Below are 26,224 nucleotides of genomic sequence, written 5' to 3'. Positions count from 1 at the left end.
TTTAGTGTAGCCCACTCAGCGGATGTGGTCGTTTGCATTACATTTCAATAGGTTGCCTTTTGGCCGTAGTGTGCTTAAGTTAACGCATCACCCAGGAGGAAAAATGGACATTACCGTTACCGACGCGATTGACGAACAAACCCTCGATGCGATCAGGCAAGGGCTGCGCGCTTACAACCTGCCGCATATCGACGCCAGCCACCGCAAGCCGCTCAGCGTCTATGCGCGCGACGAAGCCGGTACGGTGATCGGCGGCCTGACCGCCGAAACCTGGGGCAACTGGCTGAGCGTCGAGTGGCTGTGGGTGGCGGATACCCAGCGCGGCAGCGGCCTCGGCGGCCGGTTGATGCGCGCCGCCGAACGCGAGGCGCAGGCGCGCGGCTGCCGCTACGCTCGCCTGGATACCTTCAGCTTCCAGGCGCGGCCGTTCTACGAAAAACTCGGCTATCAGCTGCAAATGACGCTGAAAGATTATCCGGTGGAACATGAGTGTTATTTTCTCACCAAAACCCTGACTGATTAATGGATGGACGGATGGACGGATGGACAGCAAAAGCATGGTGGTGAACTGTGTGGCATACAAAGCCGGCCAACGGCTGGGCGAAGTGACCATCGACGATATCAGTGAGGTGGTCAAACAGCCGGACACCTTCGTCTGGCTGGGGCTGCGGCAGCCGGAGCCGGCGTTTATGCGCAAGGTGCAGGAGGAGTTTGGCCTGCACGATCTGGCGATCGAAGACGCGCTGTGCGCGCATCAGCGGCCGAAGCTGGAAACCTACGGCGACTCGCTGTTCATCGTGGTGAAAACTGCGCAGTGGGGCGAACACGACGAAATCGAATACGGCGAAACCCACTTCTTCGTCGGCAAAAACTTTCTGGTGACGGTGCGCCACGGCGCCTCGCCCAGCTACGCGCCGATCCGCGCCAAGGCGGAAGAGAACCACAAGCAGATGTGCCGCGGGCCGGGCTTCGCCCTCTATTCGGTGTTGGACTTCGTGGTGGACAACTACCGCAGCGTGGTGACGCGCTTCGAGAGCACCATCGAGAACATCGAAGCCAACATGTTCCAGTCGGAGTTTGATCAGGCGGCGATCGAGAACGTCTATACCCTGCGCCGCCACCTGTTGGCGCTGCGCAACGCCGCGCTGCCGATGGATGAAATCTGCAATCAGCTGATCCGCCTGCACGAAGAGGTGATCCCGAAGGAGCTGCGCGCCTACGTGCGCGACGTGCAGGATCACGCGCATCAGGTGGTCAGCAACATCGACGACATGCGCGAAATGCTGACCAACGCCATGCACGTCAACCTGGCGCTGGTGACGGTCAAACAGAACGAAGTGGTGAAACGGCTGGCGGGCTGGGGGGCGATTTTGGCCATCCCGACGGTGGTCTTCAGCCTGTATGGCATGAACTTCGCCGACATGCCGGAACTGAAATTCCCGTGGGCCTATCACGCCACGCTGGGAGTGACCGCCGTCGGCTGCATTTTCCTGTATCAGAAGCTGAAGAAATCGGGCTGGCTGTAGCGCCCAAACGGCGGCTTTTCCCGCCGGCAAAGACGCTCTGCGGGGCAGCCGGGTCCACCGACCGCCCCGCCGCTTCAATACAGCATCGGCCGCCGATCGCGATGCACGTGATTGTGGCGGCCAATGTGCTTGTCATCGGCTACGCCGATATCCATCGATGCCAGCACCATGCCTTCGCCCTCCAGGCTCTGCGTCAACGGATAGCCATCGGCGTCGACGATCACCGATCCGCCGATCCACGCAACGCCGCGCTCCGTTTCGCAGCGATCGCACACCGCGATGAACAGCCGATTGACGGCGGCGTTGGCCTGCGCCTTCACCATCTCCGCCGGCCGTTCACCCTGCGGGCGCGGCGCCAGCGGCCAGTTGACCGGCGCGCACAGCAGTTGAGCGCCGGCCAACGCCGGCAGCCGCACCCACTCAGGGAATTCGAGATCGTAACAGATCATCACCGCCAAGCGGCCAAAGCGGGTCTCGACGACCGGCGGTGGCCGATCGCCGGCGGTAAAGATCGTGCTCTCTTCATGCCACAGGTGGGCCTTGCGATAAATCGCCCTCACCCCCTGCGCATCGATCAATGCCGCGCTGTTGGCCACCTCACCCTCGGGCAGGCGCTCGCAGAAACCGGCGACGATCGCCACATCCAGCTCACGCGCCAGTCCCCCCCACAGGCTGAGGCTAGGCCCGTCTTCGGCCTCGGCCAACGCCAGCGCCTCCGCCTTATCGCGCAGCACGTAGCCGCTGTTCACCAACTCCGGCAACACGATGACGTTGGCGCCGTGCTGCGCCGCCCGGCGGATAGCCTGGGCGGACAGCGCCCGATTGTGCTCCGCTTCCCCTACCCGCAACGCTAACTGGCAGCATGCGACGCTGATTTTTTCCTTCACTCCGGTTCTCCTTCCAATAACCCCTCGCAGCGCAACGCCACCCGCCGTTCGGCTTCAAGATCGAGCTTACGGCACATTACGACATAAACGCTCCCGGCCACCAGCAGGCCGATCAGAAAAGCGATATCCGCGCCGCCCAGTAAAACAGCAAAGGGACCGGTGTAAAAGCCCAACGTCATGAACGGCACCATCGCCAGCAGACCGACCGCGTAAGCCGTCAGACCGGAGCCGCCCCAGCGGCCGTAGATCCCCGACGGGTTGAAGATTTCACCTATCGCGTAATGCCCGCCGCGCACCACGTAAAAGTCCATCAGGTTCACCGCCGTCCAGGGCACCAGAAAATACAGCATCAGCAGTACGAAGGTATTGAAGCTGGCGAGATAGCTCGCCGGGATGGCCAACGCCACCGCAAACACCGTCATAGCGACGACGCCAATGCCGGCCATGCGTAATTTCAACGTTGGCGTCACTTTACGGAACGCGTCAATCGCGCTGAGGCTGGTCAGCATTGCGCCATAACAGTTGACCGCCATGATACCGACCAGCGAGGGCACGGCGATCAGCACGGCCAAAGTGCCAAACCCAGGATAGACGGCATTACCCACCGCCTGTACGCTGCCGATCGCATCGGGGGCCGGTAAGGCTGAAGCCAGAAACGCGCCCAGCGACATCAGCCAAAGCGCCGATCCGGCCGCCCCCAGGTAAGTCCAAAAGATCACGTTGGCCGACGGCGTTTCATGCGGTAAATAACGCGAGTAGTCGGAAACGTACACTGCGTAGCTGATTTGATAGCCGGCGGCGGCCGACAGCTGAATCAAAAAGGCCGCCCACGAAAAATGCCCAGCGCCGACGACGGCGTCCATCCGCAGCGACAACACGGCGCCGACCGTCAGCACGCCGAACACTGCCATCATCACATAGGTCAGCCAGCGCTGCACCGCATGCAGCATGTCGTGGCCGACGATCGCCAACAGCACGGCCACCGCGATCAGCAACGCATACCAAGGCAGACGGTGGCCCGGCAACACCGTGTTGATCGCATCGGTCGCGAGAATAACGTTGAACACGTTGAAACCGATGTAAACAAACACCACGGCGGCAAAGGGAACGATGGCGCCACGCAGGCCGAATTGGGCCCGTGACTGGATCATCTGCGGCAGCCCCATGCGCGGCCCCTGATTGGCATGACACGCCATGAAGAACGTGCCGAACCCCACGCCGACGGCAATGGCCAGCATCGAATAAAGCGCGCCCAACCCCAACGCCGGGCCGCTGAAACCGACCACCATCGTCGTCAAAACGAAATTACCGGTAAACCAAAACGGCGCCTGATGCCAAACCTTGCCATGCCGCTCGTGACGGGGCACATAGTCTATCGAGCGCACTTCAATTTTTGGGCGTGACGCCACATTGCGATTGTTCATGTCCCACCTCGTCGTTTCAACGCTCGGTTTGCGGCTGCAGCTGCGCTGCCGGGCGGCTCAACAGGCTGCCCAACACGAAGGCGACGCCGCCGCCCAGCAGACCGCCGTAGATCGGGCTGTTGGCATCGATGCCGTGCCAGATCATCAGCCCTACCACACACAGGCTGCCGGTCAGCATGCTGGCAATCGCGCCGGCGCTGGTAGCGCGCGGCCAGAAGATCGCCCCCACCAACGGGATCAACATGCCCCCCACCAACAGGTTGTAAGCCAGCGTCAGCGCCGCCAGCACGTCGCGCACCACAAACGCCAGCCCCAGCATGACCACGCCCATGAAAAGCGTGGTGAAGCGCCCGGCGGCCAGCCCGCCGGAAGGTTTGCGGCGGATGGCCGGCAATACGTCCTCCAGCGCGATGGTGGAAGACGCCAGCAGGCAGGCGCTGGCGGTAGACATCAGCGCCGCCAACGCCGCGGCGGCCACCAGCCCGCTGACGCCGACCGGCAACACCGCCTGCGCGATAGCGGCGAAGGCGCCGTCGGTGTTGCTGAGCGACGGCAGCACGATCTTGCCGGCCATGCCGATCAGCGCGCCGGTCACGCCGTACAGCACGCAATAGACGCCCGCGCCCAGCCCGGCGAAGCGCGCCACATTGGCGCTGCGGGCGGTGAACACCCGCTGCCAGATGTCCTGGCCGATCAGAATGCCGAAGAAGTAGATCAGGAAGAACACCAGAATGGTGTCCAGCCCGATCGACGACAGCTGGTAGTAACCGGCGGGCAGCAGGCTGGTGAACGCCTCCCAGCCGCCGGCCTTGACGATGCTCATCGGCATCAGCACCAGCATCATGCCGACGGTCATGATGATGAACTGAATGATGTCGGTCAGCGTCAGCGACCACATGCCCCCCAGCGTTGAATACAGCACCACCAGTCCGCCGCCAAGCAGGATAGACGCGCTGAACGACAGGCCGAACATCACCTGCATCACGCTGCCGATGGCGATGATCGAGGTCACCGCCACCATCAGGTCATACGCCAGCATGATCGCGCCGCTGGTGACCCGCGCGGCCGGGTGATAACGCCGCGACAGCACCTGGCTGACGGTATACAGCTTCAGTTTGAGCAGCGGCTTGGCCAGCGCCAGGCTCAACACCACGATGCCCAGCCCGAGCGCGCCGCACAGCCAGACACCGGAGATGCCGTAGGTGTAGCCGAGCTTGACGCTGCCGATGGTCGACGCGCCGCCGAGCACCACCGCCGACAGCGTGCCCAGATACAGCCCCGGCCCCAGGTTGCGCCCGGCCACCAGATACGCCTCTTTGGAATTGGCGCGGTGAATGCCCATCCATCCCACCGCGCCTATCACCAGAAAGTAAATCACCACAACCAGCAGATCGAGATTCATGGGTACCTCCACTCCGTTGTTATTGTTATCAGGGGGCCCGACGCAACCGCTCCGCCGGTAGGGTCAGTACGCCGGCCTCAGCGGGCCGGCAGCACGCACAACATTTCAAACAGCAGGTTGGCGGCCAGCAGCGCCGTGTTACCGGAGCGATCGTAAGGCGGCGACACTTCCACCACATCGCCGCCCACCAGGTTCAGCCCGCGGCAACCGCGCACGATCTCCAGCCCCTGCCAAACCGACAGCCCGCCGACCTCCGGCGTGCCGGTGCCCGGCGCGAAGGCCGGATCCAACCCGTCAATATCGAAGCTGAGGTAAACCGGCGCATCGCCTATCTGTTCGCGGATCTCCGCCATCAGCGGCGTCAGCGACCGATGCCAGCAGGCTTCGGCCGGCACCACGCGGAAGCCTTGGCGCCGTGACCAATCGAAGTCATCCGCCGCATAGCCGCTACCGCGCAGGCCAATCTGCACCACCTTTTCGGGCGCCAGCAGCCCCTCCTCAAACGCGCGGCGGAAGGTGGTGCCGTGCGCCAGCTGTTCGCCGAACATCTCCTCATTGGTATCGGAATGCGCATCGACGTGGATCAGCCCGACCGGGCCATGTCGGCGGGCGACGGCGCGCAGCACCGGCAGCGTCAGGGTGTGGTCGCCGCCGAGCGTCAACGGCATGCAGCCGTGTGCCAGGATCTCGTGATAAGCCGCCTCGATGCGCTGCACGCTGTCCGCCAGGCTGTAAGGGTTGATGGCGACATCCCCCAGATCGGCCACCTGCAGCCGTTCGAACGGGGCGGAACCGGTGCCCATGTTGTAGGGACGGATCATCACCGATTCCTGGCGGATCTGGCGCGGGCCATAGCGGGTGCCACTGCGGTTGGAGGTGCCGATATCCAGCGGAATGCCGACAAAGGCGGCGTCCAGACCGTGCGCCTGTTCGGCGGCGGGCAGGCGCATCATGGTGGGAATACCGGCAAAGCGCGGCATGTCGTTACCGCTTTGGGGTTGGTTCAGCATGGCGTATCCTTGTCTTGATCTGCGATGAATTGAAACATTTGAGCAACATTCGCAGACTACCCCGTTGGCCGCCTCGGCTACCATTCCCGCTTTTGCATGTAAACATCGGAAAACGCGATGCAACTAACCTATTGAAGTATTGATTTTTATTTCAAATTCATGCCATAAGGAAGACCATATCTTCAGCGCCGCACCTATATCTTCGATGTTAAAAATGGGTTAACCGGCCGACGTTCTGCGGAGGGACGATGCTCACCAACCTAAGCGATATCGATCTGAAACTGCTGCGGGTGTTCGTCGCGGTGGCGGAAGCCCAGGGCGTCAGCGCCGCACAGGAAGCGCTGTTGATGAACCAATCGACCATCAGCACCCACCTGGCCTCGCTGGAAACCCGGCTGGGTTTTCGCCTGTGTCAACGCGGCCGCTCCGGCTTCCGGCTGACGCCCAAGGGCGAACGCATGCTGATCGCCTGCCGCTCGCTGTTCAACGCCGCCCGCGACTTCACCCGGGTCAGCCAGTCGCTGAACGGCCTGCTGACCGGCGATCTGCAGATCGGTCTGGTGGATAATCTGGTTTCGCTGCCGGGCAATCCGTTCAGTCAGGCCATCCAACACTTCCAACGCCGACATCAGGACGTGCAATTGCAGTGCCGCATCTGTTCGCCGAACGAGATTGAACAAGGGTTGCTGCACCGGCAGCTCGATCTGGGCATCGGCTACTTCGGCCAGCAGCTGGAGGCGTTGCGTTATCAGCCGTGGCTGGAGGAGACGCAGGCGATCTACTGCAGTAGGGATCACCCGCTGTTCGCGGTAGAAGAACCGGGGCGCGAGCAGATTGAAAACGCGCGCTGGGTCAAGCGCGGCTACCTGCTGGCACAGCAGCTGTGCCCGATCGCGCCGCCGCATCTGGCCGCGGTGGCCCACCATATGGAAAGCGTCGCCCATCTGGTGCTGAGCGGCACCTGTCTCGGCTATTTGCCCACCCACTACGCGGCGCGTTGGGTGGAACATGGGCTGCTTCGGCAGTTGGGCGGTACGGCGCTCTCATACCGCGCCACGCTCAGCCTGGTCAGCCGCCCCGTCCAGCCCGACGAGGCGCTGAACGCGCTGCTGGAGGATTTGGCGCGCGCCGCACGCCCATCACCTCATCGCTGAGAGGCCAGCGCCCGATTCATGGCAAACAGCGTGCCGGTTAAAGACAGGACGAGTAATCCGATGATGGCCCAGGCGAAAGAGGGCGCCCCGCCCTTGTCGAGCAACATGCCGCCGACCGCGCCACCGGCTGCCACGGCGGTATTCCAGCCCGTCGTATACATGGACTGCGCCACGTCGGCCGCGCGACCGGAAAGGCGTGACAATGCCGTCTGCGTGAGGGTGGCGAAACCGCCGAAAGCCAAGCCCCAACAAGCCACGGAGAGATAGACCATCGGGATCATCCGTCCCCCACTCCCCAGCAGCACGGCAGCGAGAGCAAAGATGACGATACTCATCACCGTAAGAGATTGGACTCGCCGATCGACCAGCATCCCGGCGACGCCCAATCCGGCAATCGCGCCCAGCCCGAAGATAAACAGAACGATATCAACCCGCTCGGACAACCCCGACGGCTTGAGAAAAGGCTCCAGGTAGATATACAGAATGTTATGGGCAACGACAAAGGTGAACACCACGAACAGCACGGCGCGGATCCCCCGTTGCAAGAATACGCCGCTCAGAGACGGCCGATGCGCCTTAGCCTGGCCGGGGAAATCCGGCACGATGGCGATGATCCACACCACGAGCACCAGCGCCATCAACGTCATCAGACCAAAGGCGCCCTGCCAGCCGATGGCTCGGCCAAGCAACGTGCCGAGCGGTACGCCAAGCACCAACGCCAAAGTGGCGCCGGCGCCGGAGATCGCAATAGCGCGGCCGCCAAGGTGGGCCGGTGACATGCGCACCGCATAACCGGCCAGCAAGGACCAAACGATGCCGCCGAAAACGCCGGCGAAGAAACGCGTCGCCAATGAGACGTGATAATCGTTCGACAGCGCCGTGACGAGGTTAACGATGGCAAAACCGCCGATCGCACTCAAGAGCAAGGGGCGGCGCCGCATGCCCTGCGTCAATGCGGTGAGCGGAATAGCGGCGACCAACGCGCCCACTGCATAGGCGGTGATGAACTGCCCCGCCAGGCTTTCAGATACGTTCAAATCGCCCGCGATCGAAGACAGCACGCCCGCCGGCATGATCTCGGTCAGCAGCGTGATGAAAGCGGCCATTGCCAACGCCAGCAGGCCGCCCAGCGGCAACCGATCGATGCCCTCGGCAGGCGCAGATATCGTCGTTTGATTCATTAATCACTCCCCATTCAAAGATGTTTCCGCCCATCGCGGATGACGTTTGCATCATGCTGCCCACTCGCTGATAAAAGAAAAACAGGCTAAAGTGAACAACACTCATGACATAAAGTTCATCAATAGAATGGAAGCCTATGGAAAGTCTGGGTTCTCTCGACGTTTTCGTGCGGGTCAGTGAAAGCCGCAGTTTCACGGCGGCCGGGCAACAGCTGGGGATCTCCGCCTCGGCGGTCAGCAAGACCATCGCCCGGCTGGAGGAACGGCTCAGCGTGCGCCTGTTTCACCGTTCTACCCGCACGGTCAACCTGACACCGGAAGGGGCCTTGTTTCTGGAAAGGTGCCGACGCATTTTGAGTGAGGTGAAAGAGGCGGAAGCCGAACTGTTGCAAACGCGGGGAACACCTCAGGGCAAGCTGCGCATCAGTCTCCCGTCGCTGGGCACGCTTTTCATGCCAAAACTGGGGGACTTCAAGCGCCGCTATCCTGAGATCGAGCTGGATATTGATTATTCGGATCGGCTGGTTGACGTGATTGAGGAAGGTTTCGATGCCGTTATCCGCAGCGGAACCCCGAGCGATTCACGGCTGGTTGCCCGCCGGCTGGGTACCTGCCGCAAGGTTTTCGTTGGCGCACCGGGTTATTTCAGCAAAGTGGGTATGCCGCGCAAGCCCGAGGATCTGACAAGCCATGCCCGTTTGCATTATCGCTTTCCCAGCACCGGCAAACTGGATGTCTGGCCGCTGGGAGACAAGACGGAGATGATCCCCGAACGGCCGGCCAGCATGGTGACAAATACCCTCGATCCGCAGGTATGCTTCGCCGAACAAGGGCTGGGCATCGCTTATTTGCCGGAGATCGCCGTGCGCAGACAGCTGGAACAGGGCAGCCTGGTGACGGTTTTAGATGACTACGACCGCGAGAACATGGTTTTTCATGTCCTCTGGCCGTCGGGCCGCCACCTGTCAGTCAAAATCAGGCTGTTCGTCGACTTTGTGACGAGCCACCTTTTCCCGCTTTAAACAACGTATGCCGCCTTAACTGACCGGCATACGCGCCGGATCGGGATACTGGTACTCAAAACCCAGCTCGTTGCAGATGCGGTTGCCGTCCACCAGCCGCTCATCCTGATCCGCTTCGTCGGCGAACTGCGGCGGCGCCAGGTGCAGCTGTTCGGCCAGCGCAGGATAAAATTCGCGTTTGGCCGGATGATGCGGCGCGCACAGGTTGTACACGTGACCGCCCCTCGGCAGCTTCAGCAGCAGTTGGATGGCGGCGATGACGTCGTCCTGGTGCACCAGATTCACCCCCTGCGACCCGCCCTTCACGTCGAGTTTGCCCGCCAGGAAGCGGCCGGGGTGACGATCGGCGCCCACCAGCCCCGCCAGCCGCAGAATGTCCACCGAGGTGTTCGGCAATTCATGCAGCCAGCGCTCCAGCTCGGCCAACACCCGGCCCGACGGCGAGACCGGCCGCAGCGGCGATTCTTCGCGCAGCGTGCCGGCGGTTTCGCCGTACACCGAGGTGGAACTGGTAAAGATCACCCGCGGCACGCCAAAGGCCATCGCGCTGTCCACCAGCATGCGCACCGCATTGAAATAGTTCTCGCTGCCTTCGACGGTACGGCGAGCGGGCAGCGTCACCACCAGCGCATCCACACGCAGCAGCGATTCCAGATCGTCCGGATCGCACACCAGCTCCGGCGTCAGCTCCAGTTGATAGCATTCAATGCCGCTCATGCGCGCGGCCTCGACGCCGTCCGGCGTGGTTTTGCTGCCGACCACATCATACCCGCGGCCCATCAGCGATAACGCCAACGGCATGCCCAGCCAACCTAAACCAATAATGGCTACCTTTTTCATCCTCTTCCTCTCCTGAAGATCGCAGCGCCCTGCCCCTAAGGCTACGCCACTGTACACGGCGATACAATCTGCCCGGCTTAAGGTTAGGTAAAGCCGTGTGTGGCTAATAACTCAACCTGTTTCAATAAATTAAATTTATGACGTTAAAAAAGGGTTGCACGGTGGACAGCGGATAGTTTAGCTTAATTGGCATACGGTTTTTACCGGCTTTTGATTAGAGAAAAACACCATGACACGCGTTCAGTTCAACCACCATCATCACCATCACCCTGACTAGTCTTTCAGGCGATGTGTGCTGGAAGACGGTTTGTTAATCTTCCAGTGGCGCGCAGAACGCAAGAGAGAGCCCTCGGAAGATTTCTTCCGAGGGTTTTTTTTTGGCTCCGGACAGACAGAAAAGAAAGTTTTTTACAATAAATTCATAAAATTACAGATTAAACAGAGGTTACCATGCTGGACAAGACACGTTTACGGATCGCAATGCAGAAGTCGGGCCGCCTGAGCGATGAATCCCAGGAACTGCTGGCACGCTGCGGCATCAAGATCAACCTGCAGCAGCAGCGTCTGATCGCCTTCGCCGAAAACATGCCGATCGATATCCTGCGCGTGCGCGACGACGACATCCCGGGCCTGGTGATGGACGGCGTGGTCGATCTCGGCATCATCGGCGAGAACGTGCTGGAAGAAGAGCTGCTCAGCCGCCGCGCCCAGGGTGAAGACCCGCGTTACTTCACCCTGCGCCGCCTCGATTTCGGCGGCTGCCGCCTGTCGCTGGCCACCCCACTCGACGCCGAATACGCCGGCCCGCAAAGCCTGCAGGACGCCCGCATCGCCACCTCTTATCCGCACCTGCTGAAGCAATACCTCGACAAACAAGGCGTGCGCTTCAAATCTTGCCTGCTGAACGGCTCGGTGGAAGTGGCGCCGCGCGCCGGCCTGGCCGACGCCATCTGCGATCTGGTCTCTACCGGCGCCACGCTGGAGGCCAACGGCCTGCGCGAAGTGGAGGTGATCTACCGCTCCAAAGCTTGCTTGATCCAGCGCGACGGCGAAATGCCTGAAGCCAAACAGCAGCTGATTGACCGCCTGATGACCCGCATTCAGGGCGTGATCCAGGCGCGCGAATCCAAATACATCATGCTGCACGCGCCGAGCGAGAAGCTGGACGAGATCGTCGCGCTGCTGCCGGGCGCCGAACGCCCGACCATTCTGCCGCTGGCCGGCGCGCAGAATCGCGTGGCGATGCACATGGTCAGCAGCGAAACCCTGTTCTGGGAAACCATGGAAAAACTCAAAGCGCTCGGCGCCAGCTCGATTCTGGTGCTGCCGATTGAAAAGATGATGGAGTAACGCCATGTCGACCTTCAACACGCCGATCGATTGGGCAACGTGCAGCGCCGAACGCCAGGCCGAGCTGCTGATGCGCCCGGCAATCGCCGCCTCCGACAGCATCACCCGCACGGTGAGTGAGATCCTCGACAACGTGAAGGCCAATGGCGATCGGGCGCTGCGCGACTACAGCGCCCGTTTCGACAAGGCGGAAGTCTCGGCGCTGCGTGTCAGCGCCGAGCAGATCGCCGCCGCCGCCGCGCGGTTGGGTGATGACATCAAACAGGCGATGGCGGTGGCCGTCGCCAACGTGGAAACCTTCCACAACGCGCAGCGACTGCCGCCGGTGGACGTCGAAACGCAACCGGGCGTGCGCTGCCAACAGGTGACCCGCCCAATCGACTCGGTGGGCCTGTATATTCCCGGCGGATCGGCGCCGCTGTTCTCTACCGTGCTGATGCTGGCGACGCCGGCGCGCATCGCCGGTTGCCGCCGGGTGGTGCTGTGCTCGCCGCCGCCGATCGCCGATGAGATCCTGTATGCGGCGCAGCTGTGCGGCGTGCAGGAAGTGTTTCAGGTTGGGGGCGCGCAGGCGATCGCCGCCCTGGCGTTCGGCACCGAAAGCGTGCCGCGCGTGGCGAAGATCTTCGGGCCGGGCAACGCCTTCGTGACCGAAGCCAAGCGGCAGGTCAGCCAGCGCCTCGACGGCGCGGCCATCGACATGCCGGCCGGCCCTTCGGAAGTGCTGGTGATCGCCGACGCCGGCGCCACCCCGGCGTTCGTCGCTTCCGATCTGCTGTCGCAGGCCGAACACGGCCCGGATTCGCAGGTGATCCTGCTGACGCCGGACGCGGCGATGGCGCAGGCGGTGGCCGAAGCGGTGGAAAGCCAGCTGGCCGAGCTGCCGCGCGCCGACACCGCACGCCAGGCGCTGGCGAGCAGCCGCCTGATCGTAGCGCGCGATCTGACTGAGTGCGTGGCGATCAGCAACCGCTACGGCCCGGAGCACCTGATTATTCAGACCCGTAATGCGCGCGAACTGGTGGACAGCATCACCAGCGCCGGTTCGGTGTTCCTCGGCGACTGGTCGCCGGAGTCCGCCGGCGATTACGCCTCCGGCACCAACCACGTGCTGCCGACCTACGGCTACACCGCCACCTGCTCCAGCCTCGGGCTGGCCGATTTTCAAAAACGCATGACGGTGCAGGAGCTGACGCCGCAGGGCTTCAGCAACCTGGCCGCCACCATCGAGACGCTGGCTGCCGCCGAGCAGCTGATCGCCCACAAGAACGCCGTGACCCTGCGCGTCGCCGCCCTGAAGGAGCAAGCATGAGCATCGAAAAACTGGCGCGCGCCAACGTTCGCGAGCTGACCCCTTATCAATCGGCGCGCCGCCTCGGCGGTAAGGGCGACGTGTGGCTGAACGCCAACGAATACCCGATCGCACCGGAATTCCAGCTGACCGCGCAAACCTTCAACCGCTATCCGGAGTGCCAGCCGGCGCAGGTGATCGAACGCTACGCCGCCTATGCCGGGGTCAAGAAAGAGCAGGTGCTGGTCAGCCGCGGCGCCGATGAAGGCATCGAGCTGCTGATCCGCGCCTTCTGCGAGCCGGGCAAAGACGCCATTCTGTTCTGCCCGCCGACCTACGGCATGTACGCCGTCAGCGCCGAAACCTTCGGCGTGGAGCGCCGCACCGTGGCCGCCAAAGAAGACTGGCAGCTGGATCTGCCGGCCATCGCAGACAGCATGGACAACGTGAAGCTGATCTACGTCTGCAGCCCGAACAACCCAACCGGCAACCTGATCGACCCTGACTCTCTGCGCAGCCTGCTAGAGCTAGCCAAGGGCAAGGCGATCGTCGCGGTGGACGAAGCCTATATCGAGTTTTGCCCGCAGGCCACGGTGGCCGGCTGGCTGAGCGACTATCCGCACCTGGCTATCCTGCGCACGCTGTCGAAGGCCTTTGCGCTGGCCGGCCTGCGCTGCGGCTTTACGCTCGCCAATGAAGATCTGATTGCCCTGCTGCTGAAGGTGATCGCGCCTTACCCGCTTTCGACGCCGGTGGCGGATATCGCCGCGCAGGCGCTGAGCGAAGAAGGTATCCGCACCATGCGCCAGCGCGTCACCGATATCGCCGCCACCCGCAGCTGGCTGCAGCAACAGCTGGAGAAATGCGCCTGCGTCGAGCAGGTTTTCGCCAGCGACAGCAATTACCTGCTGGCCCGCTTCACCGCCGCAAGTAATGTGTTTAAAAGCTTGTGGGATCAGGGCATTATCTTACGAGACCAAAACAAACAGCCCGGGTTGTCCGGCTGCCTGCGCATCACCATAGGCACCCGCGACGAATGTCAACGCGTGGTGGACGCCTTGTCCGCACTACCCGGCGCCAACCCGACTCGCCAGGAGCCAATGTGAGCCAAAAAATCCTCTTTATCGATCGTGACGGCACGCTGATCGCCGAGCCACCGGAAGATTTCCAGGTTGACCGCCTGGACAAGCTGGCGCTCGAGCCAGACGTGATCCCTTCCCTGCTGGCGCTGCAACAGGCGGGGTATCAGCTGGTGATGATCACCAATCAGGATGGGCTCGGCACCGCCAGTTTCCCTCAGGAAACCTTCGATCCGCCGCACAACCTGATGATGCAGATCCTCAGCTCGCAGGGCATTCAGTTCGCCGATGTGCTGATCTGCCCGCACCTGCCGGCGGACAACTGCGACTGCCGCAAGCCGAAAACCGCGCTGGTGAAGGGCTACCTGGAACCCGGCGTGCTCGATACCGCGCACAGCTACGTGATCGGCGATCGGCCGACCGATGTGCAGTTGGCGGAAAATATGGGCATCCAGGGGCTGCGTTACCAGCGCGGCGTGCTAGGCTGGAAAGAGATCGTGCGCCAGCTGACTCTGCGTGACCGTCACGCGCGGGTTAACCGCGTGACCAAAGAGACGCAGATCGATGTCAACGTCTGGCTGGATCGCGAAGGCGGCAGCAAAATCAAAACCGGCGTCGGCTTCTTCGACCACATGCTGGATCAGATCGCCACCCACGGCGGCTTCTGCATGGAGATCGACGTCAAAGGCGACCTGTATATCGACGATCACCACACCGTAGAGGACACCGGCCTGGCGCTGGGTGAAGCGTTGAACAAGGCACTGGGCGACAAGCGCGGCATTGCCCGCTTCGGCTTCGTGCTGCCGATGGACGAGTGTCTGGCGCGCTGCGCGCTGGATATCTCCGGCCGCCCGCACCTGGAGTACAAGGCCGAGTTCAACTATCAGCGCGTCGGCGATCTCAGCACTGAAATGGTCGAGCACTTCTTCCGCTCGCTCTCCTACACCATGGGCTGCACGCTGCACCTGAAGACCAAAGGCAAAAACGACCACCACCGGGTCGAAAGCCTGTTCAAAGTGTTTGGCCGCACGCTGCGCCAGGCGATCCGCGTCGAAGGCAATACCCTGCCGAGCTCGAAAGGAGTGCTGTGATGAACGTGGTGATTTTGGATACCGGCTGCGCCAACCTGGCCTCCGTCACCTACGCGGTGCGGCGCCTGGGTTACCAGCCGGCGGTGAGCCGCGATCCGGAGATCGTGCTACGCGCCGACAAGCTGTTCCTGCCGGGCGTCGGCACCGCACAGGCGGCGATGGATCAACTGCGCGAACGCGATCTGATCGAACTGATCAAAGCCTGCTCTCAACCGGTGCTGGGCATCTGTCTCGGCATGCAGCTGTTGGCGGCCAGCAGCGAAGAGAACGGCGGCGTGACGACGCTCGGCCTCATCGATACGCCAGTAAAGCAGATGACCGACTTCGGCCTGCCACTGCCGCACATGGGTTGGAACCAGGTGTCCGCGCAAGCGGGCCACCATCTGTTCCGCGGCATCGATGACGGCGCCTACTTCTATTTCGTACACAGCTATGCGATGCCGATATGCCCCAGCACCATCGCCCAGGCGAACTACGGCGAGCCCTTCACCGCCGCCGTGCAAAAAGACAACTTCTTCGGCGTGCAGTTTCATCCAGAACGATCTGGAGCGGCCGGCGCGCAACTGTTGAAAAACTTTCTGGAGATGTAGGCAGCATGATTATTCCGGCTTTGGATTTGATCGACGGCAACGTGGTGCGCTTGCATCAGGGCGATTACGGCCAGCAGCGCGACTACGGCAACGATCCGCTGCTGCGTCTGCAGGACTATCAACAACAGGGCGCGCAGGTACTGCACCTGGTCGATTTGACCGGCGCCAAGGATCCGGCCGCACGCCAGATCCCGCTGCTGCGCAAGCTGTTGGCGGGGGTTAACGTGCCGGTGCAGGTCGGCGGCGGCATCCGTAACGAGCAAGACGTCAGCGCCCTGCTGGAGGCCGGCGCCACACGCGTGGTGATCGGCTCTACCGCGGTGAAACAACCGCAGTTGGTGCAGAGCTGGTTCGAGCGCTACGGCGCCGACGCGCTGGTGCTGGCGCTGGACGTGCGTATCGACCCGCAGGGCGTGAAACGCGTGGCCATCAGCGGCTGGCAGGAAGATTCCGACGCCACGCTGGAACAGGTGGTGGAGCAGTTCCTGCCCTACGGGCTCAAGCACGTGCTGTGCACCGATATTTCGCGCGACGGTACGCTGGCCGGTTCCAACGTGGCGCTGTATCAGGCGATCAGCCGCCGCTATCCGCAGGTGGCCTTCCAGGCCTCGGGCGGCATCGGCAATCTGGACGACATCGCCCAGTTGCGCGGCAGCGGCGTTGCCGGCGTGATCGTAGGGCGCGCCCTGCTGGAAGGTAAATTTAGCGTTGAGGAGGCGATCGCATGCTGGCAAAACGGATAATCCCGTGCCTGGATGTTAAAGACGGGCAAGTGGTAAAAGGCGTGCAGTTCCGCAACCACGAAATCATCGGCGACATCGTGCCGCTGGCGCAGCGCTATGCGCAAGAAGGTGCGGACGAGCTGGTGTTTTACGATATCACCGCCTCGAGCGACGGCCGGGTAGTGGACAAAAGCTGGGTATCGCGCGTGGCGGAGGTGATTGATATTCCGTTCTGCGTCGCCGGCGGCATTAAAAGCGCCGAGGACGCCAGCCAGATCCTGTCTTTCGGCGCCGACAAGATTTCGATCAACTCACCGGCGTTGGCCGATCCTGAGCTGATTAGCCGCCTGGCGGAACGCTTCGGCGTGCAGTGCATCGTGGTAGGCATCGACACCTGGTTCGACAGTGAAACCGGCAAGTATCACGTCAACCAATATACCGGCGATGAGAGCCGCACCCGCATCACCCAGTGGGAAACCCTCGACTGGGTACAGGAAGTGCAGCGCCGCGGCGCCGGTGAGATCGTGCTGAACATGATGAACCAGGACGGCGTGCGCAACGGTTACGATCTGCAGCAGCTGCGCCGGGTGCGCGAGGCCTGCAAGGTGCCGCTGATCGCCTCCGGCGGCGCGGGCACCATGGAGCACTTCCTGGAAGCGTTCCGCGATGCGGACGTCGACGGCGCGCTGGCGGCATCGGTGTTCCACAAACAAATCATCAATATCGGCGAACTGAAAAGGTTCCTGGTCGAACAAGGCGTGGAGATTCGCGTGTGCTGACAGAACAACAGAGAAACCAGCTGGACTGGGAAAAAACCGACGGCCTGATGCCGGCCATCGTGCAGCACGCCGTATCCGGCGAAGTGCTGATGCTGGGTTACATGACGCCGGAAGCGCTGGCGACCACCGAGCAGAGCGGTAACGTCACCTTCTTCTCACGCACCAAGCAACGCCTGTGGACCAAAGGCGAAAGTTCCGGCCACTTCCTCAAGGTGGTCAGCATCACGCCGGACTGCGATAACGACACGCTGCTGGTATTGGCCAACCCGATCGGCCCGACCTGCCACCTCGGCAACAGCAGCTGCTTCCACCCGGCCGCCAGCGACTGGACGTTCCTCTATCAGCTGGAGCAGCTGTTGGCGGAGCGCAAGCACGCCAGCCCGGACAGCTCGTACACCGCCAGCCTGTACGCCAGCGGCACCAAGCGCATCGCACAGAAGGTCGGGGAAGAAGGTGTGGAAACCGCGCTGGCCGCCACGGTCAACGATCGCGAAGAGCTGACCAACGAAGCCTCGGACCTGATCTATCACCTGCTGGTGCTGCTGCAGGACCAGGATCTGGATCTGAGCGCGGTGATCGGCCGGCTGCGCGAAAGGCATCAGAAAAAAGCGTGACGTTAAATCACGCGCAATAAAAAGCCGCCGGGCGTTAACCTCGGCGGCTTTTTTTATCGTTCAACGAGCGGGCTTATTCCATCCATTCGGTATGGAACACGCCTTCCTTGTCGATACGTTTGTAGGTGTGCGCACCGAAGTAGTCGCGCTGCGCCTGGATCAGGTTCGCCGGCAGTACCGCAGAACGGTAGCTGTCGTAGTAGGCGATCGCGGCGGAGAAGGTTGGCGTAGGGATACCGTTCTGCACGGCGTAAGCCACCACGTCACGCAGCGCCTGCTGGTACTCGTCAGCGATTTGCTTGAAGTATGGCGCCAGCAGCAGGTTGGCGATATCGGCATCCGCCGCGTAAGCGTCGGTGATCTTCTGCAGGAACTGGGCGCGGATGATGCAGCCGGCGCGGAAGATCTTGGCGATTTCGCCGTAGTGCAGATCCCAGTTATTTTCTTTAGAAGCGGCTTTCAGCTGTGAGAAGCCCTGTGCGTAGGACACGATCTTACCCAGATACAGCGCGCGACGCACTTTCTCGATGAATTCGGCTTTGTCGCCGCTGAACGGCGCCACTTTCGGGCCAGTCAGCACTTTAGACGCGGCAACGCGCTGGTCCTTCAGCGAGGACAGGTAGCGTGCGAACACCGACTCGGTGATCAGCGACAGCGGTTCGCCCAGATCCAGCGAGCTCTGGCTGGTCCACTTGCCGGTGCCTTTGTTGGCGGCTTCGTCCAGGATCACATCGACCAGGTATTTACCCTCTTCGTCTTTCTTGGTGAAGATGTCTTTGGTGATGTCGATCAGGTAGCTGTTCAGTTCGCCCTTGTTCCATTCGGCGAAGGTTTCGGCCAGCTGCTCGTTGCTCAGGTTCAGCGCCTGCTTCAGCAGGGAATAGGCTTCGGCAATCAGCTGCATGTCGCCGTATTCGATGCCGTTGTGCACCATCTTCACATAGTGGCCGGCACCGTCAGCGCCGATATAAGTCACGCAAGGCTCGCCTTCCGCGACCGCAGCGATTTTCTCCAGGATCGGTGCCACCAGCTCGTAAGCTTCTTTCTGGCCGCCAGGCATGATGGAAGGCCCTTTCAGCGCGCCCTCTTCACCGCCGGAAACGCCGGTGCCGATGAAATTAAAGCCCTGGTCGGACAGTTCGCGGTTACGACGGATGGTGTCCTGATAGTAGGTGTTGCCGCCATCGATCAGGATATCGCCCTTGTCCAGGTGCGGAGTCAACGAGGCAATGGTTTTATCCGTCGCTTCGCCCGCTTTCACCATCAGCAGGATGCGGCGCGGTTTTTCCAGCGATTCGACAAACTCTTCTACGGTGTAATACGGCGCCAGATTCTTGCCCGGGTTCTCAGCGATCACTTCGTCAGTTTTGTCGCCAGAACGGTTGAAAATGGAAACGGTGTAACCACGGCTCTCGATGTTCAGCGCGAGGTTGCGGCCCATTACCGCCATGCCGACAACGCCGATTTGTTGCTTGGACATTTAGGAACTCCTGTCTGAGGATGACCCTGCCGGCAACGTCGGCCAGCAGGTTTTGTGATGTGGCACACATGTTAACTCAGGATTGAGCCGCGTGGGTAGTGATTGGTGCGATAGGTCACATGATGTCGCAATATATTCATATCCTCCCCACAAAAAACCACGGCACCCTAAGGTGCCGTGGTCTGCGGTTCAGTCAATCAGTACGAAACGAGGGGCTTGAGTCACCGCACCTGGGCCGCCTTGAACGCGTCTACTTTTTCCTTCAATAAACGCTCACTTTCACTGATCATATCCAGATATTGAGTATTTACGAACCCCCACAACGTGGAGGTTTGATCCTCAGCATGCCCAACCTGGAAAGGTAGAGTGGTCACCACAACCAGATTTGGCACTGACTCCAAATAGCGATCTATGGTATTGGTTTGAGCATCAACGTTACGTTCATCCCAGTGGCTAACTGCCTCTATCCCACGACGTGAGTAAATATTCATCACCGTGCTTGTCATGCGATTGATATAAATATACTCAATGCCATCGACCTCCTCGACAGCCAGAATCTCCGTATCTTCATTCAAATGCGCAATAATGCCCGAGAAAATGTGCCAATCCCAATTGCTGCGTTCCAGATAAGCAACAATCTTCTCAAGTTTAATGTCAAAGTCGTCAGGGAATAACGCATCGTCCTCGCAGATCATAGCCATTTCGGTATTACGATCGGCAAGCACGGACAGCATGTATTTATAACTCATGCCACATCCGATCCAGCCAATACGGTGTCTAACCCCCTCAATGACCTTGAAACCATGGGTAGGCTTACTGAGGAAATCTTGCTTCCGTACCGGTGTTTCCGTCAGTGAGAGGCAGAGTTTTGGAATATCCGCCTCTATCGCAGGGATAAAATCAACGCCATTTTTATAAGTTTCGAAATCAATCAAATCATTCGCCAAAAGATAGCGTTTGAAATAGCCTTCAAAGTTGTTGTCGCTATGAGTAAACAACGCAATATTTTTCTTACGGCTAGCATGATAATCTTGGTCGTTCAAGAGACGATCAATTTTTTTCGCCATTGCGTCAATATCGCCAATAGGAGCAAAATCAATAACATCAATGAGAGACGTATGCTCCGCGATATCCACACTTTCTTCACTAACAATTGGCGTTCCCAACGATAGCACTTCGTAAATACGTGTGGTCTCAAGCAACGCATTCTCATAGTAATGCAGGTTAATAACCAGTTTGGCATTTTTCACCAGCCGGGTCAGCTCATCGCCGAATACACCAGAGGCAATATGAATATTAAAACGTTGTCCCAATTGTTCAAGATAATGACGACGGCGCTCACAATTCGTATCACCATAGAAGAGAACGTCAATTTGCTCCTCATTACCGTTCAACTTATGACCTTTCTGGGTCAATTTTGAGCTGTAGTCTGCAAAAGAAGCAATTGGGAGGTAGAACAATTTTTGATAAGGGATACCATGTTCTAATAAGTAATTAATGTTAGTCAGGGAATAGTCAAATATAGCCATTGCACGTTCGAGAATCGCAAAATACTCTGGCGTAAACCAACGTGGGTTAATAGATTGTTCCATTTGGAACGCAACAAAGTTTTGCGGCAGCTCAGCAAAAATTTGAGGGCAAATAACAATATGCAGTTGCCCACTGTCCGCCGGCGCTGAGTATGCTTCAATTATGGTAACGCCGCGCCCCACCTCTACAAGCGTTTTCTCAAGCAAATGGGCCACAAACAGTGTATGCCTAGTAGTGAGAATAACAATATGGTCGGTATCTATATTAACTAGCGGCATCGGCGTATTAGCGGTATTTTTCGCCACACGTAGAAGACTGCTACGCAACTCACCGAAACGGCCGGTTAGCAATAGTTTGCCTGCCACTTTAGTTTTGCGAAGCAAAGCCTTATAAGGATGCGGACTTGCACGAAACGCTTGCCAACTTTTCCCAACCAAAGAGGTCGATTTTGTCCCTTTACGCTGTCGCATGTAGTGTCTGGATATATCCCTGATTACCCCAAACTCACCGCGAATGGCCCGACCAAGCATACGAACAGGTACCGTTAGTCGCCACGACAGACTTTTTCGCATATTGTTCATGTCGGACTGACTTTCACTAAGTTGTTGACTCAGTGTTTCAACCTTTAATTTAAGAGGTTCGTCTTCAACATAATTATTATTTAAAAGAAGAACTTCTTTTTGCGCATTCTCCAACAATTGCTGAGTAACCAGCTGTTGCTCTCGCTGTTGTATAAGCGTTTCCTGAAGCAACAGCAATTGCTCTTGCATAGAAGAAATCATTGCCTGCTTTTCTTCGTTATCGATCATCAGATGATGCTCAGCAACACGAATTTTTTGTTGCATATCATCCTGCTTTTCATTTTCTTGCTTAACCTGTTTTGATAGCAACTCACCCAGAGTCAACCCCTGCATTTTTAAAAATCCTTCCTTCTCAGTAGAATAATATTCAATATGGCGACTGACTATCGCCTGTTCACTTGGCCGAGATAAACGGAATCGCAGATAATCAATATCGAAAATCAATTCGAATGGAACTAAGTATGAAAATAGATAAAATGCCAAACGATTAGTTCTTTCTTGTTCATCGTCTGCCAAGGTTATATATTTATATGAACTGTCACCAACGACTGTCGTTGGTATACCAGCGAAAATTCCTTCTAATCCCACACTAGAATTAATCGTTAAAATCTCTCGACAACGCTGGACGAAAGACAAACTGGTCGGTGAACTGTCGATCTCATACTCACCCTCCTTGAGCTGGAACTGACTACCAGGATGAGTGCGAATTAATAATTTTTTCTCTGGAAAACGTGTACGCGCATAGGAAAGCAACGTCAGATTAGTGAATTCTTCACCATAAGCAACGAGATTTGAATCGTCTTCAACCTGTAATGCGATCCCCAGATCGGCATCACACTGCTGCTCATGAGTATTTGGCACACGCAGGAAGTAACGATGCAACTCCTCTATGGAAAGATCGACCTGGCACTGTTCCTGAACCGCCAAATAGCGCTTCTCTGCCTCTGTGTGACCGTTAACACCTGAGAAATCCAAATACCCTGTACTATAATAAGAGGGCATTCTCAACGGCCCTACTTCAAAGTGCATGACAGGAATAGATAAAGACTCGGCAACGGCCTCCAGAGAAGGGCAATTGCAAATTGACAATATCCCCTCTATTTTTCCAGACTCATAGCCTTGGAGATGGTTTAGCAGCTCAGCTTCCAGCTCGGGGATTCGCTGGGTCAGCATTTTCTTGAACGCCAACATCGGATTGTAGTTTGAAGAGTCTAATAAACTCTCAAATACACTCTCTCTCAAATGGTAATAATCATGACTGGCCAATAGCTCATCAGACGGAATGCTGTAACCCAAATTATTCATTGTAGGTACATCAAATTCCCAACGTTCTGACTTGCGCCACTCTTCCGGAGACAACAAGTAATCATTACCGGCGATAAAAAGTGAACGCTGCTGCAATGAGTTAAGCAGGCGATAAAATATCCATAAATAGGGAGCTTTCACTCCCCTAAACGGATATGGCGGTAAGAATACAGCAATCATTGCTCTAATTACTCCTCGCTTAAAACACTGATAGGGGCATAAACAACCCCCCCGAGTTCACGAGAGGACCAAAACTTCAATCTCATCATTGGTCTGCGTTGATCCAACTCTTCTCGCTCGCCGCCTTGCAGCGATGCCAAGCCGCAATGAACCAGGTAATCTCCTGAGTTAATTGGCAATTTAACCTTATAAATCACATGCTGCTCACCAGCCTTGAGGATTAAAGGTTTGCCGGCTCCAATGTTGCTGTCCCCCCAAATATCTCCCCCCTGCGCTTTAGAGATGGAGATTCCCAAGGCAACATCTCGAATCTCTTCTGAAGCAAGGATAGTAAAATCCAAGGTCAGTTCATCACCAGAACGCACCAAAGGCTTATCGGAGAGTGAAGTGCCATCCGATTTTATCACTTCGAGATTTTGAATAATCGCTCGAGCACTGCCAAAGCGCTTTTCTCCCACTTCGGTATTCAACTGCCCCTGTTGCAAACCCTGCAAGTCAGATTGATTCATCACAACAGACGAGGAGATCTTGCCCGTATTCTCTCGTTTCACTGCTTGCGACAACAGCATTCCTTTCTCATAAGCCAGAACAGCAGCCAGTACGTCATAGGTGTCGCCCACTAACTCCCCATTGTTCATAACCAAACAACGGTCAGCGTATTCCAGAATACTACCGGTAGAGTGGGTCACCATGATAATAGTGACCCCCTTAGCACGAAGAGCCTCCATGCGTTTATAGCATTTATATTGAAAACCGATATCGCCTACGGCTAACGCCTCGTCCACGATAAGGATTTCAGGTTCGACACAGGCTTGGACAGCAAAAGCCAGACGAATATACATCCCGCTTGAGTATGTTTTAACGGGTTGATCGATAAACTCGCCAATATCTGCGAAGTCAGTAATCTCCTGAAAACGCTCATCGATCTGTTCACGGGAAAAACCTAGAACAGAGCCATTAAGATAGACATTATCACGCCCCGTGAACTCAGGATTGAACCCTGCGCCTAACTCAAGTAGGGCCGCAATACGGCCATTGACTTGTATTTCTCCCTGAGTTGGAGTCAGCGTACCGCATATCATCTGTAATAACGTTGACTTACCTGCACCATTTCGTCCGATAATACCTACGGTCTCACCTTTCTTAATAGAGAATGAGACATCGCGAAGTGCCCAAAACTCGCGGAAATAGCGGCGAGACTCACGTCGTACTACACGTTGTAACCTCGGAGCAAAAAACTGTTTTAAACGATCTCGTGGACGATCATAAATTTGATAACATTTGCTCAATGCAGTCACTTGGATCGCGATTTCATTAGAGGACATCAGCAAACCCCTTTCTGGTTTTCTGGAAGAATACAAAACCGAACCATGCAACTAATGATGCCGCCAGGGTGTAAACAGCTAAACCTTGCCATTCAGGCAAACGCCCCCAAATTAAGACATTCCGTGATTGCTCAATAATAAATGTTAGGGGATTAAGCATTATCCAAATGCGATATTTTTCCGGTAACGACGTGATAGGGAAAAATACTGGTGACAAAAACATCATAACCGTTGTGATAATGACAGTCGTCTGACCAACATCGCGTATAAAAACACCCAGGGATGCCAATATCCATGCCAATCCAAGGCAAAAAACGACCAGCGGCAAGAAAACTAACGGTATAAAAACGACGGTCCAGTGCAGAAAACCGTTGAATAAAAAGAATGCACATAGCAGTACAACCAAGCTGATCAGGGTATGGAACAACGCAGCGCATAACCCAATCACTGGCAACGTTTCCAAAGGGAAAACCACTTTCTTCACATAGTTGGTATTCCCTAGGATAATTTGCGGTGCCCGATTAACCACCTCGGCAAAAAAACCATGCACAATCATGCCAACAAAGAGGATTACAGCAAACTGCGTACGGCTTTCATCGCCACCGACGGACCAACGTGCTTTAAAAACAACCGAAAAAACAAATGTATAGACCGTCAACATAAACAAAGGATTGAGGAACGACCATGCCAGTCCCATAGTGGAACCCTTGTATCGCCCAACAACCTCACGTTTTGTCATTTGCAAGATCAGCGATTTGAACCCCCAAATGTTACGGATCAGAGCTAGGGGTGACAGAGGTTGCGATTTATGAGGATTACTCATTACCCCACCCCGCTGCCATACCAACATTTTGCGCTTCGAAATTGCATCCAGTCATAACAAACATAATCAATACCTTAGATGTAATTGAACTCATAAAACATAGACATCATCTTCAATCATGTTACCGCTTGATTTCAGGAGAAGTCATGGGAATAGTCTTCAAACAGGTAGTATTCACCTTGGATCTCTGTGGATCGTGCCACCATCCCCATTTATTGAAATATAAGACAACTGATTTCATGTGATAAATGAATAAATTAAGGTTTTTATAAGAACCTTTACCAAAAACATGGATGATAGTAGCACCAGGGAAGTAGACAATATCGCTCATTGACAAAGCCCGGCGGCACAAATCCACATCTTCTAAATACATAAAATACCGTTCATCAAATCCTCCCAAGTTCGCTAACAACGTGGATTCAACCAGCATAAAACAACCAGAAACTGAAGGAACTGCGAAGGATTTAGTGTAATCAGCACGCTGGATTTCATAAGTGGCATCCAGCTTAGCTCCCCATTTAGGGAAAAAGCGCCGAAGAAACAAATTGGCAGGTGTAGGCAGTAAGCGGCAACTGTATTGGAATCGCCCATCGCTATATTGAATGCGAGGAGAAACAAAGCGGTGTTTTTGGTTCCGCGCAAAATTGTAGAGACTCTCGAGCGCCCCCGAGGTAAAACTGATATCTGGGTTACAAATCAAAAAATATTCACATTCATTCAGATAACGCTTCATTGCCAGATTATGGCCGTAGCCAAAACCGTTATTGGCTTCCGCACAAATATAACTAATGCGATGATTATCTAGTTTTGCAGCCCATTCAGAACCACCGTTATCAACCAAAACTATTTTTTGAACACATTTTTCGCTAAGCAAAGAAAGTAACGTGTCTTCTAGTTGGGCATAGCTATGGTTATACAATACGATTGAAGCAACAATTTGGTATTGTTTTTGTTTTGAAAACATGCCGTATGAAGTTCCTAACCAATAATCATTTAAAAACAATCAGTTACAAGAGTGTGATGGCTGATGTATTATCA

24 protein-coding genes and 1 other annotated feature are annotated in these 26,224 nt (G+C 57.2%); of the genes, 13 read left to right on the top strand and 11 right to left on the bottom strand.

Going from position 1 to position 26,224, the window contains the following annotated elements:
* Positions 1-103 precede the first annotated feature (103 nt).
* Both WA302_RS04580 and WA302_RS04575 read left to right on the top strand, forming a co-directional pair.
* Positions 104-523 (top strand): GNAT family N-acetyltransferase, encoded by a 420-nt coding sequence (locus tag WA302_RS04580; protein ID WP_025302201.1) that lies wholly within the window; start codon positions 104-106, stop codon positions 521-523.
* Positions 524-542: 19 nt separating this feature from the next.
* Positions 543-1,526 (top strand): magnesium and cobalt transport protein CorA, encoded by a 984-nt coding sequence (locus WA302_RS04575; RefSeq protein ID WP_025302200.1) that lies wholly within the window; start codon positions 543-545, stop codon positions 1,524-1,526.
* A 74-nt stretch (positions 1,527-1,600) separates the two neighbouring features.
* Here WA302_RS04575 and WA302_RS04570 read toward each other — a convergent pair whose 3' ends face one another.
* The 4 genes from WA302_RS04570 to speB all read right to left on the bottom strand — a co-directional run bounded on the left by WA302_RS04570 (position 1,601) and on the right by speB (position 6,249).
* Complete coding sequence (locus WA302_RS04570; RefSeq protein ID WP_049207929.1) at positions 1,601-2,413, bottom strand: nitrilase-related carbon-nitrogen hydrolase; 813 nt, start codon at positions 2,411-2,413, stop codon at positions 1,601-1,603.
* Positions 2,410-3,837 carry a purine-cytosine permease family protein gene (locus WA302_RS04565; protein WP_049205896.1) on the bottom strand — a complete coding sequence of 476 codons (1,428 nt, stop codon included), beginning with the start codon at positions 3,835-3,837 and terminating at the stop codon, positions 2,410-2,412. Before WA302_RS04565 ends, WA302_RS04570 begins: the two co-directional genes overlap by 4 nt.
* A 16-nt stretch (positions 3,838-3,853) precedes the next feature.
* Complete coding sequence (locus WA302_RS04560; RefSeq protein WP_049205893.1) at positions 3,854-5,239, bottom strand: sodium:solute symporter; 1,386 nt, start codon at positions 5,237-5,239, stop codon at positions 3,854-3,856.
* A gap of 77 nt (positions 5,240-5,316) precedes the next feature.
* Positions 5,317-6,249, bottom strand: a complete 933-nt coding sequence (gene speB, locus WA302_RS04555) for an agmatinase (protein WP_049207921.1) — start codon at positions 6,247-6,249, stop codon at positions 5,317-5,319.
* A 248-nt stretch (positions 6,250-6,497) separates the two neighbouring features.
* Between speB and WA302_RS04550 the strand changes: the two genes are divergently transcribed.
* A complete protein-coding gene (locus tag WA302_RS04550; RefSeq protein WP_049205888.1) occupies positions 6,498-7,403 on the top strand; it encodes a LysR family transcriptional regulator in 906 nt (301 codons plus the stop codon).
* Here WA302_RS04550 and WA302_RS04545 read toward each other — a convergent pair.
* Positions 7,394-8,584, bottom strand: coding sequence for an MFS transporter (locus tag WA302_RS04545; RefSeq protein WP_238969200.1), 1,191 nt, complete (start codon positions 8,582-8,584; stop codon positions 7,394-7,396). The two genes, WA302_RS04550 and WA302_RS04545, sit on opposite strands and share 10 nt — an antisense overlap.
* A 137-nt stretch (positions 8,585-8,721) precedes the next feature.
* On the opposite strand from WA302_RS04545, the gene WA302_RS04540 reads away from it, so the two are divergent.
* A complete protein-coding gene (locus tag WA302_RS04540; RefSeq protein ID WP_043137856.1) occupies positions 8,722-9,606 on the top strand; it encodes a LysR family transcriptional regulator in 885 nt (294 codons plus the stop codon).
* 15 nt (positions 9,607-9,621) lie between these two features.
* Here WA302_RS04540 and WA302_RS04535 read toward each other — a convergent pair whose 3' ends face one another.
* Positions 9,622-10,446, bottom strand: coding sequence for an SDR family oxidoreductase (locus tag WA302_RS04535; RefSeq protein WP_043137858.1), 825 nt, complete (start codon positions 10,444-10,446; stop codon positions 9,622-9,624).
* A gap of 229 nt (positions 10,447-10,675) precedes the next feature.
* On the opposite strand from WA302_RS04535, the gene hisL reads away from it, so the two are divergent.
* From hisL to hisIE, 9 genes are all read left to right on the top strand, one after another.
* Complete coding sequence (hisL, locus tag WA302_RS04530) at positions 10,676-10,723, top strand: his operon leader peptide (protein ID WP_100396937.1); 48 nt, start codon at positions 10,676-10,678, stop codon at positions 10,721-10,723.
* Positions 10,699-10,825: a sequence feature (His leader region), on the top strand. It overlaps the preceding gene by 25 nt.
* 71 nt (positions 10,826-10,896) lie before the next feature.
* Positions 10,897-11,796: an ATP phosphoribosyltransferase gene (gene hisG, locus WA302_RS04525; RefSeq protein WP_015377256.1), complete on the top strand. Its 900-nt coding sequence runs from the start codon at positions 10,897-10,899 to the stop codon at positions 11,794-11,796.
* A 4-nt stretch (positions 11,797-11,800) separates the two neighbouring features.
* On the top strand, positions 11,801-13,108 hold the full coding sequence (gene hisD, locus WA302_RS04520) for a histidinol dehydrogenase (RefSeq protein WP_089180715.1): 1,308 nt from the start codon (positions 11,801-11,803) through the stop codon (positions 13,106-13,108).
* A complete protein-coding gene (hisC, locus tag WA302_RS04515) occupies positions 13,105-14,193 on the top strand; it encodes a histidinol-phosphate transaminase (RefSeq protein ID WP_147823016.1) in 1,089 nt (362 codons plus the stop codon). The genes hisD and hisC overlap by 4 nt, the downstream gene beginning before the upstream one ends.
* Complete coding sequence (hisB, locus tag WA302_RS04510) at positions 14,190-15,257, top strand: bifunctional histidinol-phosphatase/imidazoleglycerol-phosphate dehydratase HisB (RefSeq protein WP_197822242.1); 1,068 nt, start codon at positions 14,190-14,192, stop codon at positions 15,255-15,257. The genes hisC and hisB overlap by 4 nt, the downstream gene beginning before the upstream one ends.
* Positions 15,257-15,847, top strand: a complete 591-nt coding sequence (gene hisH / locus WA302_RS04505; RefSeq protein WP_025302189.1) for an imidazole glycerol phosphate synthase subunit HisH — start codon at positions 15,257-15,259, stop codon at positions 15,845-15,847. The genes hisB and hisH overlap by 1 nt, the downstream gene beginning before the upstream one ends.
* Positions 15,848-15,852: 5 nt before the next feature.
* Positions 15,853-16,590 (top strand): 1-(5-phosphoribosyl)-5-[(5-phosphoribosylamino)methylideneamino]imidazole-4-carboxamide isomerase, encoded by a 738-nt coding sequence (gene hisA / locus WA302_RS04500; protein ID WP_025302188.1) that lies wholly within the window; start codon positions 15,853-15,855, stop codon positions 16,588-16,590.
* Complete coding sequence (gene hisF / locus WA302_RS04495) at positions 16,572-17,348, top strand: imidazole glycerol phosphate synthase subunit HisF (protein WP_033637764.1); 777 nt, start codon at positions 16,572-16,574, stop codon at positions 17,346-17,348. Before hisA ends, hisF begins: the two co-directional genes overlap by 19 nt.
* On the top strand, positions 17,342-17,962 hold the full coding sequence (gene hisIE, locus WA302_RS04490; protein WP_015377251.1) for a bifunctional phosphoribosyl-AMP cyclohydrolase/phosphoribosyl-ATP diphosphatase HisIE: 621 nt from the start codon (positions 17,342-17,344) through the stop codon (positions 17,960-17,962). Before hisF ends, hisIE begins: the two co-directional genes overlap by 7 nt.
* A 73-nt stretch (positions 17,963-18,035) precedes the next feature.
* Here hisIE and gndA read toward each other — a convergent pair whose 3' ends face one another.
* From gndA to WA302_RS04465, 5 genes are all read right to left on the bottom strand, one after another.
* Positions 18,036-19,442, bottom strand: a complete 1,407-nt coding sequence (gene gndA, locus WA302_RS04485) for an NADP-dependent phosphogluconate dehydrogenase (protein WP_025302186.1) — start codon at positions 19,440-19,442, stop codon at positions 18,036-18,038.
* Positions 19,443-19,663: 221 nt separating this feature from the next.
* Positions 19,664-23,038, bottom strand: coding sequence for a GT99 family glycosyltransferase N-terminal domain-containing protein (locus tag WA302_RS04480; protein ID WP_141997655.1), 3,375 nt, complete (start codon positions 23,036-23,038; stop codon positions 19,664-19,666).
* An 8-nt stretch (positions 23,039-23,046) separates the two neighbouring features.
* A complete protein-coding gene (locus tag WA302_RS04475; protein ID WP_049205871.1) occupies positions 23,047-24,363 on the bottom strand; it encodes an ABC transporter ATP-binding protein in 1,317 nt (438 codons plus the stop codon).
* The gene (locus tag WA302_RS04470; RefSeq protein WP_049205867.1) at positions 24,353-25,186 is read right to left on the bottom strand and encodes an ABC transporter permease; all 834 of its coding nucleotides are present in this window, start codon (positions 25,184-25,186) and stop codon (positions 24,353-24,355) included. The genes WA302_RS04475 and WA302_RS04470 overlap by 11 nt, the downstream gene beginning before the upstream one ends.
* A 121-nt stretch (positions 25,187-25,307) precedes the next feature.
* Positions 25,308-26,150: a glycosyltransferase gene (locus WA302_RS04465; RefSeq protein ID WP_072269816.1), complete on the bottom strand. Its 843-nt coding sequence runs from the start codon at positions 26,148-26,150 to the stop codon at positions 25,308-25,310.
* Between the last annotated feature and the right edge of the window lie 74 nt (positions 26,151-26,224).

The sequence above is a fragment of the Serratia sp. 201 genome (assembly GCF_037027545.1).
Classification (GTDB): domain Bacteria; phylum Pseudomonadota; class Gammaproteobacteria; order Enterobacterales; family Enterobacteriaceae; genus Serratia; species Serratia bockelmannii.
Note: the sequence above shows the minus strand (reverse complement) of the source record. Positions and strands in the feature narration are given on the sequence as shown.

Coding starts and splice junctions, on each gene's coding strand:
- WA302_RS04545 (WP_238969200.1), bottom strand. CDS start 8,584: ATGAATCAAACGACGATATCTGCGCCTGCCGAGGGCATCGATCGGTTG.
- gndA (WP_025302186.1), bottom strand. CDS start 19,442: ATGTCCAAGCAACAAATCGGCGTTGTCGGCATGGCGGTAATGGGCCGC.
- WA302_RS04465 (WP_072269816.1), bottom strand. CDS start 26,150: ATGTTTTCAAAACAAAAACAATACCAAATTGTTGCTTCAATCGTATTG.
- hisG (WP_015377256.1), top strand. CDS start 10,897: ATGCTGGACAAGACACGTTTACGGATCGCAATGCAGAAGTCGGGCCGC.
- WA302_RS04470 (WP_049205867.1), bottom strand. CDS start 25,186: ATGAGTAATCCTCATAAATCGCAACCTCTGTCACCCCTAGCTCTGATC.
- WA302_RS04475 (WP_049205871.1), bottom strand. CDS start 24,363: ATGTCCTCTAATGAAATCGCGATCCAAGTGACTGCATTGAGCAAATGT.
- hisH (WP_025302189.1), top strand. CDS start 15,257: ATGAACGTGGTGATTTTGGATACCGGCTGCGCCAACCTGGCCTCCGTC.
- WA302_RS04535 (WP_043137858.1), bottom strand. CDS start 10,446: ATGAAAAAGGTAGCCATTATTGGTTTAGGTTGGCTGGGCATGCCGTTG.
- speB (WP_049207921.1), bottom strand. CDS start 6,249: ATGCTGAACCAACCCCAAAGCGGTAACGACATGCCGCGCTTTGCCGGT.
- hisC (WP_147823016.1), top strand. CDS start 13,105: ATGAGCATCGAAAAACTGGCGCGCGCCAACGTTCGCGAGCTGACCCCT.
- WA302_RS04580 (WP_025302201.1), top strand. CDS start 104: ATGGACATTACCGTTACCGACGCGATTGACGAACAAACCCTCGATGCG.
- WA302_RS04480 (WP_141997655.1), bottom strand. CDS start 23,038: ATGATTGCTGTATTCTTACCGCCATATCCGTTTAGGGGAGTGAAAGCT.
- WA302_RS04575 (WP_025302200.1), top strand. CDS start 543: ATGGACAGCAAAAGCATGGTGGTGAACTGTGTGGCATACAAAGCCGGC.
- WA302_RS04540 (WP_043137856.1), top strand. CDS start 8,722: ATGGAAAGTCTGGGTTCTCTCGACGTTTTCGTGCGGGTCAGTGAAAGC.
- hisA (WP_025302188.1), top strand. CDS start 15,853: ATGATTATTCCGGCTTTGGATTTGATCGACGGCAACGTGGTGCGCTTG.
- hisF (WP_033637764.1), top strand. CDS start 16,572: ATGCTGGCAAAACGGATAATCCCGTGCCTGGATGTTAAAGACGGGCAA.
- hisD (WP_089180715.1), top strand. CDS start 11,801: ATGTCGACCTTCAACACGCCGATCGATTGGGCAACGTGCAGCGCCGAA.
- WA302_RS04560 (WP_049205893.1), bottom strand. CDS start 5,239: ATGAATCTCGATCTGCTGGTTGTGGTGATTTACTTTCTGGTGATAGGC.
- WA302_RS04565 (WP_049205896.1), bottom strand. CDS start 3,837: ATGAACAATCGCAATGTGGCGTCACGCCCAAAAATTGAAGTGCGCTCG.
- WA302_RS04550 (WP_049205888.1), top strand. CDS start 6,498: ATGCTCACCAACCTAAGCGATATCGATCTGAAACTGCTGCGGGTGTTC.